Origin of the sequence: Fervidobacterium islandicum (genome assembly GCF_000767275.3) — a bacterium.
Lineage (GTDB): Bacteria > Thermotogota > Thermotogae > Thermotogales > Fervidobacteriaceae > Fervidobacterium > Fervidobacterium islandicum.
In genome coordinates this window covers 292156-307500 of sequence record NZ_CP014334.2, presented here as the reverse complement: position 1 = coordinate 307500, position 15345 = coordinate 292156, and the positions used below count along the sequence as shown (strand labels likewise).

Sequence of the window (15345 nt, the reverse complement as noted above, 5' to 3'; positions counted from 1 at the left end):
GATTTAGATGCCATTTTTCAAGTTTCCAAATTAGATATCTTGGGAGCAAGGAGTTGTGTAAATGGGGAGAAACTATAATGTTATTGAAATTATAAAAGTATATATTTTGGGGAGCATAGCCTATTTAATTGGCGGTATCACTTCTTTATCGTTTGAATGGATCAGAGAAAATACATTTTTATATCCAAGAGTACCGTTAATTGCTGCAGGTTTGGGTGGCTTATTAGTAGGAATTTTGCTTAATGGATGTAGAAAACAAGACTTGCTCAGATTCTTGATCATATCAATTACTTCATATTTGGCAGTAATTCTTATCAATTTTATGTTGTTGACGAGCACATTTGGGCAAGAGTTTTCATTAGCCCAAATCGTATTTCGAATTATGCTACCTGTTATTGTTTACAGTGTAGTCTTTGGAATTCAATTGCACGGATGGCAATCGATACCCCACTTTTTGATTTCGAGCTTTTTTTCAACGTTGCCAATTTTAATACTCGTTTTTGTTTTCTACTTAAATAAAAATACACCATTAGGCTTTGAAAGCCTTTGGATGTACATCTCTTTAGGTGCCTCTGTTGCTGTATCTATAAAGTCCTACAATATAGCAGATGTCAAGGACTAATAAAAGTTTCGGATTTATTCCCAGGATGTAAACATGAGACCTATCGATATCTATCTAGCCCCCTAATAGATTTGGAGAAAAAATGCGTAATATGTTAGCATAAATAATAGAAATAGGGGGTAATTGAATTGGCTAAAAAACAATATAGTTTAGAATTTATAGAACAAATAATAAATGAGTGTCAGGAGACTGGTAATGTTGCAATAGTTGCCCGTAGACATAATATATCAGCAAGTACAATACACACCTGGATTAGTAAAAAACGCCAAAGAGGCTCTGTAGCATCACTACCTAAAACTAAAGAAGCAAGATATAAGACAATGGAAAAACAATTAAAAGAAATAAGCACTGAAAACGATATGTTAAAACGTCTAATAGCCTAAAAATAATTAGATTTAGCAATTTTAAGGGAACTAAGGGATAAGACAAACTCTCGGTAGCCGACAAAGTTGCTATTGCTAAAAGGTGGATCCAAAAAGGATATAGAGTAACTATTGTCCTTGGCTTTGTCGGTTTATCTTTATCCACCTACTACTGTATTGCTAGAAATAATATAAATAACAAAAATAAAGCACAACAGCATAAACCAGGACGCAAAATTTCTGGTTATACCCAGGATAAAAAGGGTAATAAGATACCTGATGAAAGTGTAAAAGAACATCTCTGTGAGCTTATAACTGGTGATGGCTATCCCTATGGTTATAAGAAGCTGACCACTTGTTTACAAGAGGATTATAAGCTGGTAATTAACCACAAGAAAGTATATAGATTATGTAAAGAACTAGATATTTTGCGTCCCAAGAGAAAAACATACCCTAATCGTCCCAGGAAGTTAGCTAAACGCGAGAAAATAACTGGCTCCAATCAACTTTCAACAGATTATCAAATTTCTTTAGGTTCTCCTCACATATCTTGTTAAGCTCTTCTTTTTGACCAACTCTCATTAGCATTAGCTGTTTGTAATCTTCATCGTGATAATTGATACTTTTTTCATCAATAACATGTATCCTTAACAGGTTTGTGTTATAATAAATATAAATTTTGTTTTCCACCTCCTTTACTTGGACTGTCTTTCCTATGTATTCGTGTGGAACAGAGTATTTACTTCCCTTGTAGTAAATCAGAGAGTCCTTTTGGACTTTAACTGACTTGTAGGAATTTAGGTAACTCTCTATTAACCTTTTGTCTGGCAAGGGTTGTAAATACTCTTTTTCTTTTTGAAACAGAAGAGCAGGTGGGACTTGAGTTGTTTGATTTGGCTGCATATTGACCTTTGCGTTTATCTCTTTTATTATCCTTACTAAGTCCTCTTCTGTTTCAAATTCACCCTGATATGGCAGTATCCAATATATAAACTTGTTTGCTGCTTCAACTTTTCCTTTTGTGTACGAATGTCTTGGTTTGCACAGTTTCACTTCAAACCCAAAGTCTTTTGCAAAACTTTTAAATCTTGAATTTACTTTAATTTTCTCACCTGTTATATCAACAACTGCTGCTGCATTGTCAAATAAAATCTCTTTAGGTACTCCGCCTATATCTTTGAATATTCTTATTAGACTTTCTATTAATTCTTCTTGAGTTTTTGTCCTGTTTATCTCAAAGCAGCAATATCTTGAATAACCTAATTTAAAATCAAGAACATTAATAACAAACTCCTCTCCATTTCTTGAGACAAGCTTTATATTCTCTTTCCAATCAACTTGCGCTTGCTCACCTGGATCTGTCTCAAATCTTGGGTGACCTTTTACTTTCTTCTCTGGCTTTAATCCTTTTTTCTTAACATACTTATTGAAATTTGAGTATGTTCCTATTGTCTCATCTTTTGATTTTAAATACTCATAAACACCCTTGACTGTAACTCCTTTGATAGCAAGCTTTGATTTTATCTCATCATAGTATTTGTCCAATTTACTTGGTTTATTTCTATTCTTAGGTTTTCCTTCATAACCCTCATAATACTTTTTTACTGTTCTTCTGTCTATCCCATATATTCTTGCAAGTTCTGAAAAGTTAGGTTTCATTTTCATCGCCCTTATCATGTTTAAATGTGCTGTTAAGTTCTGCATTTGATATCCCTCCTCACTATGAGAAAGGATATCATATCAATGTACAATTTTGTACATCCTTATATTCCACTTTCAGTACATTTTTATTTTATCATTAACACGTCGTTATAGACTTTCGAGTTGATGAGATCGATTTCGATGTGGTCAACGTGGATAACGTAACCGGTGGTTATCTGGCTATGAAATATCTTTACGACCACGGACACAGAGATATATTGTTTATCCCTGGTCCTGAGTTATCTCCAGCAGCGCAAGACAGGGAAAAAGGTATTCGCAAGTTCCTCGATAAAATATCAAAGAAAGATGAAGTAAAGGTGTACCTTGGTGAACACCGTGGGTACAACTCCGAGCATGGATGGGTTAGTGTAACACAACATCTAAACAAATACGGATTGAACTTCACCGCAATATTTGCCGTAAACGATTGGGCGGCTCTTGGCGCAATAGATGCACTGAAAGATTACGGTATAAAGGTACCTGACGAAGTATCGATAATAGGTTTCGACGATGCACCGTTTGCACAATACACAAACCCGAGATTAACAACTGTGATGCAACCACGCTGGGAGATGGGCACAACCGCAGCACAACTTTTGATAGAACGTATCCTTGACAAACATCTCAGATTACCAAGAAACGTTATATTACCCACAAAAATAATCGAACGAGAATCTGTGAAAAAGATAATGTGATCATATGAAAACAAAACCATCCCCGGAAAGATTGTTTGATAGTCTCTGGGGATGGTTTATTTTTGCAAACATTTTAAAACCCATGTACTCCTTTTTGGCGTGCTTTGTGTTGGAGTATAACGTAACTCAAGTAACCAGCGATAATATAGAGAAAAGATATCACTGTGAAAATCATAAACTCACTTTTCAAATCAAAAATCGTTTTTGTACCCATCAGAAAATGTCTTGATAAATCTAAGCCCCACGTAAAAGGAAAGACGTACGAAACGTAACGTAAGAACTTCGGTAATACGGTCACTGGAAAGAACATCCCACCTATCAAAGGTGCAGCGTTTCCTACCAAGCTTACCAGTTCATCGGCGTCCTTTAAAAGTAACGTTAACCCAAAGAAAAGGAAGACAAATCCGAACGATGCAATAATGGAAATAACAAATGAACATATAAAAAGTAACAAGTTTAGTGGTTTTATTGTCAATAAATTGCTCAAAAGTGCAAGTATTAATATAGGTACAGATTCTATGGTTACTCTTGAAATGCCGAACACACTCCAAGATAGAATGTACTCAAGTCCGCTCACTGGTGTTAAGAAAATTTCTTCAAATTGTCCTATTCTCATGTAACGTCTCAATGTGAAGATTACTCCCCACAGAATTTCAACGTAATTCCAGTAGGCAGCACCAAGCGCAAGGTAACCGAAGATATTCGTTGTATTCGATGTCCCATAGAAAAACTTTACGATATTCGATTTACTACCAAGATAGTACAAGAATAATAACGGAATTATTGTGAGCAATGGCACGAAGAACGAACCGTAAAAATCTATCTTGTACCTTTTAGCCGAAAGAAATTGTGCTTTAATCAAGTACAAACCTCTTACCATTCTTCCCATTCTCCTTTTTGCCTTATCAAGTGTTCTGCTTTTTTCAACATCGCAACACCGACAACAAGATACACTACACTAATGATACTCACTGTAAGTAAATTAAAGAAAAACTTCGTAACATCGTTGGAGTTTAAGATTACCCTTCCAGCTTCGATTAAATACGTTAATGGCAGTAAGTAACTTGCTATACGAATATAGAACGGGAAATTGCTAACAGGATTTACCATACCAGATAGAAGACCTATCCCGTACTGAATCGAATAATTTAAAGTTCCGATGCGTTTGTACAGAAGATTCAAACCAGCAAAAAATATCGAAAAGAAAGTAATATAAAGCCCACTCACAAGTAACAATAAAAAGAAATAGAACGATAAATAAATATCTATGCCAAGCAACCAAAAAAACAAGAGTGTGAAAAGTGTTATGTACAAATTCATAATGAATGTATCAATTGCTTTTGAAAATAAAAATGCAACTGTGGAAATCGGTGATAAAACAATTGTTACAAGTGTTCCTTCCATACGTTCTTCCGAAAAGCCATCACCAACACCGAAAAAGTATTGATTCAACCAATACCAAAGGAGTGTACCAATAAGTATGTTGTTTACTATATCTTGCTGAGTTGTTATCTTTGCACTGAAAACGTACGGTGCAATCATAAAAAATGGAGTGAGCGCCATATTTATCCAGACAAATTTGTACTTCCTACGCACTTTCAAGTCTTTCATCGCTAAGATAAACACACTTTTTAAAGTATCCAGCACGTTCTTCACCTTCATTCGTTTTCAGCATATTCGGAAGATTGCAAAAAGAGTTCAGAAAGCTGGTTGTAAACATCTTTACTTGCGAAAATATCACCGTACCTTGAAATAAGCTCAATTTTTCCATTTTTCAGAAGTACTATCTTTGCATCCTCACTCAAATTGTGCAGTATGTGACTTACCATAACGACAGTCACACCATCTTTGCTCGACTTTTCTAAAAAAGAATTAACCTGAATGACGGCGTTAACATCGAGACCATTCAAAATCTCATCTATGAAGAGAATCTTTGGTTGATGAATTAAAGCTTTACAAAGTAACAATTTCTTACGCATTCCAGTTGAATAATCTTCAACGAGCTTATCTTTGTCATCGTATAAACCAAAAAAGTTAAGTAACTCTTCGGCACGTTCTATTCGCTTCTTTTTTGGAACATTGTAAATTCCACCGAATATGTCAAGGTTTTCCCAAGCCGTTAGCTTCCAATATAAACTTCTTTCGTTAGCAAGCACAACACCGATATACCTTGCGAGTTTTTTCCAGTGCTTTTTTACGTCAAAACCTAAGATGTTCACTTCACCTTCATCTGGTAAAAGTAAACCTACCATGATTCGCAAAAGCGTACTCTTACCAGCGCCGTTTGGACCTACCAATACGGTGAATTCACCTTCTGAAATGTTCAAACTTACATTTTCAAGCACTCTTTGGTCTCCAAAGGATTTACTAACACCTTTCAATAAAACAAGACTCAAGGAACGATCACCCTTTCTTGATTTAATACATATAATTCAATTAAATCTGAACTATACAATGTTTCTAAAAATTCTTTCCAACAATCTTTCGGAGTTTGCTTTAAAAATGAGTTGTATTTACAGCCACCATCACAAATTGGAAGAAAAGTACAACTCATACAAGTTTTATCATGAGAAATGGATTCTAAGAAATTAGCATATTTTTTAATGAATATCTCTTCGTTAGACATTATCTCTTCGTAATTTGCGATTTTGAAATTACTTACTCCAATTCCAGAAATACAATTGTATACATCACCATTCGGAGCTAAGACAAGGTCGGATTCTTTTTTGTATGTGCAAGGCCAAACATTTAGAAAATCGATGATCCTAAAGCCAAAATTAATCACAGATTTGACTGCTTCAACGTATTTTTCGGCGTACTCTTTTTGACAAATATTGATTCCTTTTAATGATAATCCACCATTTTCTGGATTCGTTAATAAACCAATATTAAAAATAACCCTTTCTGATAATACTTTCACTCCGAATATCTCAACGAGCTCGTCTAGCATCTTCTTGTAATAAAAATTAGAGTTTGTCTCATCTAAAACGGTATGAATCACCACAGTTGAATTTGAATAACAAAATATTTTACTCATGTTATCCATTATTCTGTCCCAACTACTTGCCCCATCTTTTCGTGGACGTCTTGCATTATGGAGCTCTCTTGGACCATCTAATGTCAACTGAATAACTCCAAATTTTCTGTGGTTTAATATTGAAAACAAATCATCAAAAACAAAATTTCCATTTGATATTATATTAAACTGTTTAAACTTTTCTTCAGATTCAATTTGTTCAAGAACCTGCTGCAAATAATCAATTTTTAGCGAAGGTTCCCCGCCAAAAAATGTAATAATAAATGATTTTGGATTGAAGATACTGAGAAGTTTTCTGTAAAGTTCCACTTTCTTCACAGTTTCAATTTCCAGTTGGGTTTTGTCTATTTTTGGTCCATTTTGCATGCAATATACACAACTTAAATTACAATCATAGGTAATTGCATCTGTTATTGACAAAGTATCGTTTGAATATTTTATCTTATTATTAATATAATTCATTAATGCAATTCTTTCATCTGAATCATAACTTTCGAATTTTGTGTTCAATGAGTTCTTATTTACTATCTTAATTTCACGCATTAAAAGATCATAATATATTATCTTATCATATTTATCAATTTTTACAACAAATCTACTCATTTCGGTTCCTCCCTATTTCGAATTTCAGTTATTTATTCTGAAATTCAAGTCTTCTAATTCGATCCAATAAAATATTAGACCCGGGTCTAGTAACATTAAACCATTAGGTTATTTTTTACTAATCTCAATGCTCGCACATCTTTGACTTCTATTTATACAACCACCAAGTGGAACATTACCATTGATTAATCTTTTCAAAATATTCATCTGTTATACCTCCTTGTAAGAATCAATAATTTTTAACACGATTTACTCTGCGCAGAGTTATTTTAATTATATCAAAAAAAAAAAAAAAAAAGTCAATACTGTAACACCATATTCGTTGAATAGAAATAAAATCACCTATAAGATATAAAAAATCCCCCGACGAAGTTAAATGTGTTTCCGGGGGATGTTCATTTCTCAATTACTTTTGCCTTTGAAATTTTTCCGCACTGATGGTGACGATGTATTTGTTGCCATCAACTTCAACTTGGTAATTTATCGAAAAAGTATCAGGTAGGTTTTTCAAAACCGTGTCATCGATCGTTTCCCAAAAGATATTTTCCGCTTTTAATTGGGCTTTCTCTTGCCTTAGTGCTTCTTCAAGCATGTTTCTTTGCATGGGGATAGTTGATAAGACTATTGCAACGAGTATTAGAAGAACAATTATCGCAGATAGTATTTCGATGTAAATCACATCATCTTCACCTTCATCTGTTTTCTGATAGGAATTTCATTATACCTTGCGCAGCTTTTTTACCAGCTCCCATGGCTAAGATAACTGTTGCTGAACCTGTTACAATATCTCCTCCAGCGAAGACTTTCGGATTACTTGTCTGACCGTATTCGTCTGTTATTATGTAACCGTATTTGTTTGTCTTTAAATCTGGAAATTGACTGAGCAGAAATTTATTCGCTTCAGTACCTATCGCTTCGATAACTGTATCCATTTCCAAGATAAAGTTACTGTTTGGAATCTCAACAGGTCGTCTTCTACCACTTTCATCAGGCGCGCCAAGTTCCATCCTGATACATTCGATAGCTACCAAATTACCATTTTCATCACCGATGTACTTGACAGGTGTTGCGAGTGTGTAAAATTTAACACCCTCTTCTTTCGCATGTTCGATTTCCGCTTTTCTCGCTGGCATTTCTGCTTCTGTTCGACGGTATATTATAGTGACGTCTGCACCAAGTCTTAGAGCACTTCTTGCTGCATCCATTGCGGTGTTTCCACCACCGATTACAGCCACTTTTTTGCCGATTCGTATAGGTGTATCGTACTCCGGGAATTTGTACGCTCTCATAAGGTTTATCCTTGTTAAAAATTCGTTGGCAGAATACACACCGTTCAACTCACTTCCGGGTATGCCCATAAATTTAGGTGTGCCAGCACCGACACCGATGAAAACGGCATCGTAAGATTCGAGGATTTCCTTAACGGATATAGCGTATCCAACTGGTATATTCTTGAAAAATCGCACATCGAGTTTTTCAAGTGCGGCAATTTCTTTTTTGACTATCGATTTTGGTAATCTGAATTCTGGTATACCGTACGTCAATACACCGCCGAATTCGTGCAGGGCTTCGTATATATCCACGGTGAAACCATATCTACCAAGTTCAGATGCAACCGTCAATCCGGCTGGTCCAGAGCCGATTATAGCCACTTTCTTATCTTTTGCTTTGCTTATGTTGAATTGAAATTTAGTATTTTCATTTTCGTATTCGATGTTGTTTTCATCCGCCCAATCTGCGACGAATCGTTCAAGTGCACCTATGTTGATTGATCTTCCAATTTTATTTAAAATGCATAACCCCTCGCATTGTACCTCTTGTGGACATACACGTCCACATATTGCTGGCAGATAATTGTAAGATTTTAAAATCTTATACGAACCTTCGAAATTACCCTTAGCTATCTCTTTAATAAAGCCCGGTATATCGATACCGACCGGACAACCGGATATACACGTTGGTATTTTACATTGTAAGCATCGTGAGGCTTCCTGTTGCGCCAATTCTGGTGTGTAACCGAGCGATACTTCCAAAAAGTTAGTTTTTCTTATTTCAGCAGGTTGTTCTGGCACGTGGACTCTGTCTTTCACAGCCATGTAGGTTCACCAACTTCTTTCAGATATCTTTCAAGAGCCAATTTTTCTTGTTCTTTGTATTGGTTTAGCCTTTTGATGAAGCTATCCCAATCAACGTATCTACCATCGAATTCTGGTCCATCAACGCATACGTACTGTATCTTTTCGGAATTATCAGTTTTTATCACCGTTCGGCAACCACCACACATACCAGTACCATCTATCATGATAGAATTCAACGAAACCCAAATGGGAATGTTGTATTTTGTGGCAATTTCACTTGAAAGTTTCATCATGATAGCTGGTCCTATCGACCAAATTACGTTGTAATTTTCTTTTTCAAGCTCGATTTTCATGGCATCTATCACGTTACCTTTGTATCCGAAACTTCCATCGTCTGTTGTTGGTAAAAGTTTATCGGCAAATGTGAATTCATCTCTTAATATCAAATCTTGGATTGTTCTTGCTCCAATTATAACTGTTATGTTGTTGCCTGCACTTTTTAGCGCTTTTGCAATTGGTAATATAGCGGCTATTCCAACTCCACCACCGATTATTAGTACGTTTCCATGATACTTAATTTCACTTGGCTTACCGAGTGGTCCAACTACATCGTAAAGTATATCGCCTTCGTTGAGCGAGCACAGTTCGTATGTGGATTTCCCAACCGCTTTGACAACGATTCTGAACGCTTCACCATTGGACTCGGCTATCGTTAGAGGTATGCGTTCGCCTTTTTCACTTATCCTCACTATAACAAACTGACCAGGTTTAGCTTGTCTACCAATGAGATCATTTTTAATCCAGACATCATGAACTCCGTAGGCTAATTTACGCTTACGCAATATCACGTTGTTAAGCTCTTCTTGGTTCATTGATAATTCCTCCTATACTTAGGTGAGCAAAGAAAAAAATGTATTGTTATACTGTTTTCTGGGCGTCTATTAAAGCTAAGAACTCTTCGTTCGATTTCGTTTCTTTCAATTTTGAAAGTATGAGTTTGAGACCTTCTTCTTCAGACATAGAGCTCAACATACGCCTAAGGATCCACACTTTCTTCAATTCGTTTTGCCCAATCAATAATTCTTCTTTTCTTGTACCCGAAAGTGCAAGATTGATGGCTGGGAAAATCCTTTTGTTAGCAAGCTGTCTTGAAAGCACAAGTTCCATATTACCTGTACCTTTGAATTCTTCAAATATCACTTCATCCATCTTCGATCCAGTCTCTATGAGTGCGGTTGCGATGATGGTTAAACTTCCACCTTCTCTTGTGTTTCTTGCAGCACCGAAGAAATGTTTGGGTTTGTAAAGTGCAGCCGGATCAACACCACCAGTCAACAGTTTACCACTTGGTGGAACGGTTATGTTATAAACCCTTCCAAGTCGTGTAAGACTATCAAGGAGCACAACAACGTGATTTCCATATTCAACAAGTCTTTTGCACATTTCAAGCGTAAGTTCAGCAATTTTTATCTGCTTATCGGAAGGCATATCAAACGGGGCTGCTATAACCTTTGCATCTACCGATTCTTTGATATCTGTAACTTCTTCAGGTCGTTCATCGATGAGTAATACGATTCTAATTGTATCAGGATGGTTAGTTGCAATTCCGTTGGCAATTTCTTTGAGTATCGTGGTCTTACCGGTCTTCGGTGGAGCGACGATCATTCCCCTTTGTCCTTTACCTATCGGTGTGAACAAGTCAATCAACCTTTGGTGGTAAACCCTGAGCAGGCAGAAATCGTGAAGTATATTTTCGCAGAAGTATTATCGGGCAAAGGTACACAGAAAGTTGCAGATGATCTTAATCAAATGGGTATACCTACTAAAAGAGGTGCTCGTTGGACTGCTACTACAATTCGAGGGATATTAAAAAATGAGAAATATACTGGGGATGCTATACTGCAAAAAACTTATACAGATTCCCGATTTAATAAGCGCACCAATTATGGTGAGAAAAATAAATATTTAATAGAAAATCACCATGAGGCAATTATCAGCCATGAAGTATTTGAAGCAGTAGAAGCTGCCTTAAATCAAAGGGCAAAAGAAAAGGGCATAGAAAAGCGTAACAATAAATACCAAAACCGGTATTCTTTCTCTGGAAAAATTATTTGCTCGGAATGTGGTAGTACCTTTAAAAGGCGAATTCATTCATCTGGTGCAAGAAAATACGTAGCCTGGTGTTGTAGCAAACACTTAAAGCAGATAACAGAATGTTCCATGCAGTTTATTCGAGATGAGGATATAAAGAAGGCATTTGTTACGATGATGAATAAGCTGATTTTCGGCAGAAAACTTATTCTACAACCACTATTAGAGGCTTTACGTGGAATGAACAAGTCTGATAACCTTTCAAGAATTCAGGAATTAGAGAAGCAAATTGAAAAAAACGCGGAACAGAGAGAACTGCTTGTAAAGCTTATGGCGAAGGGATATCTAGAACCTGCCCTTTTTAATCGAGAAAACAATGAACTGCAAATGGAAGCAAACAACTATATGGAGCAAAAAGAAGCATTAATTCATGCCTTAAATGGAGAATTATCAAAGGTGCAGGAAGTCAGTAACTTAATAAAATTTACAAATAAGGCTGAAATGTTAAGTGACTTTAACGACCAACTTTTTAATGATTATGTTGAAAAAATAATTGTCTTCTCAAGAGTAGAGATAGGTTTCATTTTAAAATGCGGAATCACACTAAGGGAAAGGATGTGAGAAAAGTGGCACATACGCCTTACGGCTATAGGATAGAGAATGGTAGAGCAGTTATCGATGAAGAAAAAGCTGAAAAGGTTAGGAGTTTGTATAGGGGATACTTATCAGGCCTTTCTTTATCGGTCGCAGCAAAGACTGCTGGAATAGATGCTTATCATGGAACTGCTGGAAGGATGCTAAGAAACGAACGTTATCTTGGTGATGATTATTACCCTGCCATCATTGATAAAGAGACCTACGAAAAAGCAGAAGCAGAGAGGGTAAAGAGAGCGAAAAAGCTAGGTAGAATCTTTGAACCCAAGAAAGAAGACAAACCTACTATTTCTAAGAAGTTTACCATAGGACAAGTAATTCAGAAGTATACAAATCCTTTTACACAAGCGGAGTATGTTTATAGCTTAATAGAAAGTGAGGGACAGTAAGATGGCAGTTAGTAAAAATGTAATGATTATACCTGCAATAAAACGCATGGGCAACAATCGAAAAGAAGATGAAACACCAAAACTTCGGGTTGCTGCTTATTGTCGAGTTTCTACCGACAGCGATGAACAAGCTAGTAGTTACGAAGTGCAGATTGAACATTATACTGAATTTATTAAGAAAAATTCAGAGTGGGAATTTGCAGGGATCTTTGCTGATGATGGTATCAGCGGTACAAATACAAAAAATCGTGATGAATTTAATCGAATGATTGATGAGTGTATGGCTGGGAAAATTGATATGGTTATTACCAAATCAATAAGCCGATTTGCTAGAAATACCTTGGACTGTCTACAATACATCAGAAAACTTAAAGATAAAAATGTTGCGGTATATTTTGAGAAAGAAAATATCAATACACTGGATGCCAAAGGTGAAATTATGCTTACCATTATGGCATCCTTAGCGCAACAAGAGAGCCAGTCACTAAGCCAGAATGTAAAGCTTGGTTACCAATACCGATACCAACAGGGAGAGGTAATGGTCAATTGTTCTAGGTTTTTAGGATATACCAAAGATGAAAATAAGCGATTAGTAATTGTGCCGGAGGAAGCTGAAATTGTTAAAAGGATTTACCGAGAGTATCTTGAAGGCTCCAGTATGGATAAAATCAAAAAAGGACTTGAAACTGATGGCATACTTACGGGAGCGGGGAAAAAAAGGTGGCATACCAGTACTATAAGGAAAATATTAAGCAATGAAAAATACATTGGTGATGCATTGCTCCAAAAAACTTATACGGTAGATTTTCTTACAAAAAAGAGGGTTGTGAATAACGGAATCGTACCTCAGTATTATGTAGAGAATAACCATGAAGCCATTATCCCGCGTGAAATTTTCATGCAGGTACAAGAAGAGTTAGTTCGTAGAAGTAGAGGACATATAAGTACTAGTGGAAAGAAAAGAAACTTTAGTTCAAATCATGTATTTTCGCAAATTATCTTCTGTGGTGAGTGTGGCGAAATATACCGTAGAGTTCATTGGAATAATCGAGGTAAAAAATCGATTGTTTGGAGATGCGTCAGTAGACTTGAGAATACAGGGTTAACTTGTCATTCCCGAACCGTGCTGGAGGATATGATAGGTATTGCTACGGTAGAGGCAATTAATAAACTAATAGGGCAAAAGGATGGCTTTTTAACTATCTTAAAGGAAAATATAGAAACAGTGATAAGTGAAACGGGCAATAATGTTGTTTCCGAGATAGATAAAAAGCTAGAGGAATTACAAAAAGACCTTTTGAGACTGGCCAATTCCAAAGAGGATTATAACGATATAGCCGATGAGATTTACAGGCTCAGAGAGGAAAGACATAAGGCTTTAGCAGAAGAAGCTGGCAAAAAAGGCTCCAAGCAAAGACTAGAAGATATGGAAAAGTTCCTAAATGAACAATCCACCCTCCTTGAGGAGTATGATGAGCAACTAGTAAGGAGACTTATAGAGAAAATAACGGTTTATGATGACAAACTAACTATTGAATTTAAATCTGGTGTAGAAATTGATATAGAAAAATAAAACGAATTTGACCGCCGATTGAGGAGAAATACTTCTTGATGGGCGGTTCTTTTCTATTTATACTTGGGGATAATCTAATAAGTGAACTCGTTTCAGCAAGCTGAAACATCGGGGAATCAGATGGAGAGTCTACTCCACCTGATTAAAACCCACCTACGCTGCGCTTAGAGGTGGCGGTCTTGACCGTAAAGCTAAAAGATAAACACACTTGAACAATTACTCATATGTTTTTATTGACAAACGGAGAATTGAGGTTTATAATATATATGAAAGCTTATTCAAGTGTTCAATTGAATGATAAGGAGTCAACTATGCAAAATTAAATTTTTGTTTTGAGTGTGAGATAGCATAATCAATATTGAACTTCTCTTTCTTTCTCAACATTGCGTACAACGTTCGCAATAACTTGTGTACTACTGACATTATCGCTTTTTTGTACGGTATACCTTGCTGCCTTTTTCGTTCATAGTATGTTCGGAAATATTCGTTGTGAATCACTACACTCACTGCCATTAGCCATAGTATTCGTCTTAGGTGGGCATTGCCCCTTTTCGATATGTGTCCTTCTACTTTGCTTTTGCCTGATTGGGCAATGCTTGGATCGAGTCCACAATACGCAATGAGTTTTTTGTATGTACTAAATCTTGAGATATCTCCAACTTCTGCCAAGAAATGCATCGCGCTGTTTTCACCAATACCTGGTATTGACGTGAGTATCTCGATATCAAGGTTTATCGCACTACATTCGCAATATTCTTTCATCATCTTGTCGTATTCTTCAAGCTGTTGCTGTAAAAATTGTAGTTCTTTGATATTTTGCACAAGAATCTTTTCTTTCATCGGCCAATATTGAGCAATCGAGTTATTAGCGAGTTCTTTAAGTTTTTGAGCATTAAGTTTTGTACTTCTGCCACGGTCTTTGGAAAAGAACACATCCAGATTACGAGCCTTTTGAATAGCCTTGGCAGAAGGGAAATGAGAAAGAAGATTGAGGATAGTGTCACTGTAGATATTGGTAACTCTTTCGAGTTCAGGGAAAAGAACGTTGAGCAGTTTTTCGATATTGTCTTTAACTTTTGCGATGCGGTGGATAATGTTTTCGCGTGCTCTGACAATATCACGAAGCTCAGAGTTGACAAAAGCAGAAGAAGGAATTTGATGTTGTAGGTAAAACAAAGCAGTAGCGATAATGCGAGCATCGATTTTGTCGGTTTTGGTCTTTCGAAGAGAAGCAAAGTTTTTAACAGTTAGAGGATTAAAAACAGCGCAAGCAAAGTCGTTGGAAGAAAGGAAAGCCAGAAGGTTGAGATGATAACAGCCAGTAGATTCCATAGCGATGATGATGGATTGTTTTGGGAAGGCAGAGAGTTTGTTTGCGAAGGAGGAAAAGCCTTGCTGGGACATATCGAAAGAAGATTCGAAGATGATGGAACTGGGATTAGAGATAGCGCAGACGTTGAACTTATCCTTGGAAACATCGATGCCGACGAAAACAGGGAAGTTATCCATGAAAAATCCTCCTTTCGAATGATGAGGGCAG

At 36.3% G+C, this 15345-nt stretch carries 15 protein-coding genes and 2 pseudogenes; 7 read left to right on the top strand and 10 right to left on the bottom strand.

The features are described 5' to 3' along the window. Nucleotides 1-61 precede the first annotated feature (61 nt). The 3 genes from NA23_RS01440 (at nucleotide 62) to NA23_RS10675 (ending at nucleotide 1541) form a co-directional block, all read left to right on the top strand. Nucleotides 62-622, top strand: coding sequence for a hypothetical protein (locus tag NA23_RS01440; RefSeq protein WP_033191378.1), 561 nt, complete (start codon nucleotides 62-64; stop codon nucleotides 620-622). A 128-nt stretch (nucleotides 623-750) separates the two neighbouring features. Beyond that, nucleotides 751-1005, top strand: coding sequence for a transposase (locus NA23_RS01435; protein WP_033191379.1), 255 nt, complete (start codon nucleotides 751-753; stop codon nucleotides 1003-1005). A gap of 71 nt (nucleotides 1006-1076) precedes the next feature. Continuing rightward, the gene (locus NA23_RS10675) at nucleotides 1077-1541 is read left to right on the top strand and encodes an IS3 family transposase (RefSeq protein ID WP_082868266.1); all 465 of its coding nucleotides are present in this window, start codon (nucleotides 1077-1079) and stop codon (nucleotides 1539-1541) included. Here the strand turns inward: NA23_RS10675 and istA are convergent. Further along, entirely contained in the window at nucleotides 1459-2688 is a 1230-nt protein-coding gene (gene istA / locus NA23_RS01430) for an IS21 family transposase (protein ID WP_033191380.1), read from the bottom strand. The genes NA23_RS10675 and istA overlap by 83 nt on opposite strands. A 101-nt stretch (nucleotides 2689-2789) precedes the next feature. Between istA and NA23_RS01425 the strand changes: the two are divergent. Continuing rightward, nucleotides 2790-3380, top strand: a pseudogene (locus tag NA23_RS01425) (substrate-binding domain-containing protein); the annotation flags it as partial. A gap of 73 nt (nucleotides 3381-3453) precedes the next feature. On the opposite strand, the gene NA23_RS01420 reads toward NA23_RS01425, so the two are convergent. The 8 genes and pseudogenes from NA23_RS01420 to rho form a co-directional block, all read right to left on the bottom strand. After that, nucleotides 3454-4260: an ABC transporter permease gene (locus NA23_RS01420; protein WP_004103205.1), complete on the bottom strand. Its 807-nt coding sequence runs from the start codon at nucleotides 4258-4260 to the stop codon at nucleotides 3454-3456. Next, nucleotides 4254-5036, bottom strand: a complete 783-nt coding sequence (locus NA23_RS01415; RefSeq protein ID WP_249477111.1) for an ABC transporter permease — start codon at nucleotides 5034-5036, stop codon at nucleotides 4254-4256. Before NA23_RS01415 ends, NA23_RS01420 begins: the two co-directional genes overlap by 7 nt. A 2-nt stretch (nucleotides 5037-5038) precedes the next feature. After that, entirely contained in the window at nucleotides 5039-5776 is a 738-nt protein-coding gene (locus NA23_RS01410) for an ABC transporter ATP-binding protein (RefSeq protein ID WP_004103201.1), read from the bottom strand. Further along, entirely contained in the window at nucleotides 5773-7020 is a 1248-nt protein-coding gene (locus NA23_RS01405) for a radical SAM/SPASM domain-containing protein (protein WP_011994746.1), read from the bottom strand. The genes NA23_RS01410 and NA23_RS01405 overlap by 4 nt, the downstream gene beginning before the upstream one ends. Nucleotides 7021-7426: 406 nt before the next feature. After that, nucleotides 7427-7699, bottom strand: coding sequence for a hypothetical protein (locus NA23_RS01400; protein ID WP_004103200.1), 273 nt, complete (start codon nucleotides 7697-7699; stop codon nucleotides 7427-7429). A 13-nt stretch (nucleotides 7700-7712) separates the two neighbouring features. After that, nucleotides 7713-9116, bottom strand: a complete 1404-nt coding sequence (gene gltA, locus NA23_RS01395) for an NADPH-dependent glutamate synthase (RefSeq protein WP_004103199.1) — start codon at nucleotides 9114-9116, stop codon at nucleotides 7713-7715. After that, nucleotides 9107-9970 carry a sulfide/dihydroorotate dehydrogenase-like FAD/NAD-binding protein gene (locus NA23_RS01390; RefSeq protein WP_004103198.1) on the bottom strand — a complete coding sequence of 288 codons (864 nt, stop codon included), beginning with the start codon at nucleotides 9968-9970 and terminating at the stop codon, nucleotides 9107-9109. Before NA23_RS01390 ends, gltA begins: the two co-directional genes overlap by 10 nt. Before the next feature lie 46 nt (nucleotides 9971-10016). Further along, nucleotides 10017-10823 (bottom strand): annotated as a pseudogene (gene rho / locus NA23_RS01385) (transcription termination factor Rho); the annotation flags it as partial. Between rho and NA23_RS01380 the strand changes: the two are divergent. Genes NA23_RS01380 through NA23_RS01370 form a run of 3 tightly spaced genes read left to right on the top strand, consistent with a single transcriptional unit; the run spans nucleotide 10812 to nucleotide 13805 of the window. Beyond that, nucleotides 10812-11810 (top strand): recombinase family protein, encoded by a 999-nt coding sequence (locus NA23_RS01380; protein ID WP_249477109.1) that lies wholly within the window; start codon nucleotides 10812-10814, stop codon nucleotides 11808-11810. The pseudogene rho and the gene NA23_RS01380 overlap by 12 nt on opposite strands. Further along, nucleotides 11780-12232, top strand: coding sequence for a recombinase family protein (locus NA23_RS01375; protein WP_009052871.1), 453 nt, complete (start codon nucleotides 11780-11782; stop codon nucleotides 12230-12232). The genes NA23_RS01380 and NA23_RS01375 overlap by 31 nt, the downstream gene beginning before the upstream one ends. Nucleotide 12233: 1 nt before the next feature. Then, on the top strand, nucleotides 12234-13805 hold the full coding sequence (locus NA23_RS01370; RefSeq protein ID WP_011994748.1) for a recombinase family protein: 1572 nt from the start codon (nucleotides 12234-12236) through the stop codon (nucleotides 13803-13805). Nucleotides 13806-14114: 309 nt separating this feature from the next. Here the strand turns inward: NA23_RS01370 and NA23_RS01365 are convergent, their stop codons facing one another. After that, nucleotides 14115-15314, bottom strand: coding sequence for an IS110 family RNA-guided transposase (locus NA23_RS01365; RefSeq protein WP_236938321.1), 1200 nt, complete (start codon nucleotides 15312-15314; stop codon nucleotides 14115-14117). Nucleotides 15315-15345: the final 31 nt, after the last annotated feature.

Bases quoted from the DNA above. Each gene is read 5' to 3' on its own strand.
- NA23_RS01440 (WP_033191378.1), top strand. From the start codon at position 62: ATGGGGAGAAACTATAATGTTATTGAAATTATAAAAGTATATATTTTG.
- istA (WP_033191380.1), bottom strand. From the start codon at position 2,688: ATGCAGAACTTAACAGCACATTTAAACATGATAAGGGCGATGAAAATG.
- NA23_RS01420 (WP_004103205.1), bottom strand. From the start codon at position 4,260: ATGGTAAGAGGTTTGTACTTGATTAAAGCACAATTTCTTTCGGCTAAA.
- NA23_RS01405 (WP_011994746.1), bottom strand. From the start codon at position 7,020: ATGAGTAGATTTGTTGTAAAAATTGATAAATATGATAAGATAATATAT.
- gltA (WP_004103199.1), bottom strand. From the start codon at position 9,116: ATGGCTGTGAAAGACAGAGTCCACGTGCCAGAACAACCTGCTGAAATA.
- NA23_RS01390 (WP_004103198.1), bottom strand. From the start codon at position 9,970: ATGAACCAAGAAGAGCTTAACAACGTGATATTGCGTAAGCGTAAATTA.
- NA23_RS01375 (WP_009052871.1), top strand. From the start codon at position 11,780: ATGCGGAATCACACTAAGGGAAAGGATGTGAGAAAAGTGGCACATACG.
- NA23_RS01370 (WP_011994748.1), top strand. From the start codon at position 12,234: ATGGCAGTTAGTAAAAATGTAATGATTATACCTGCAATAAAACGCATG.
- NA23_RS01365 (WP_236938321.1), bottom strand. From the start codon at position 15,314: ATGGATAACTTCCCTGTTTTCGTCGGCATCGATGTTTCCAAGGATAAG.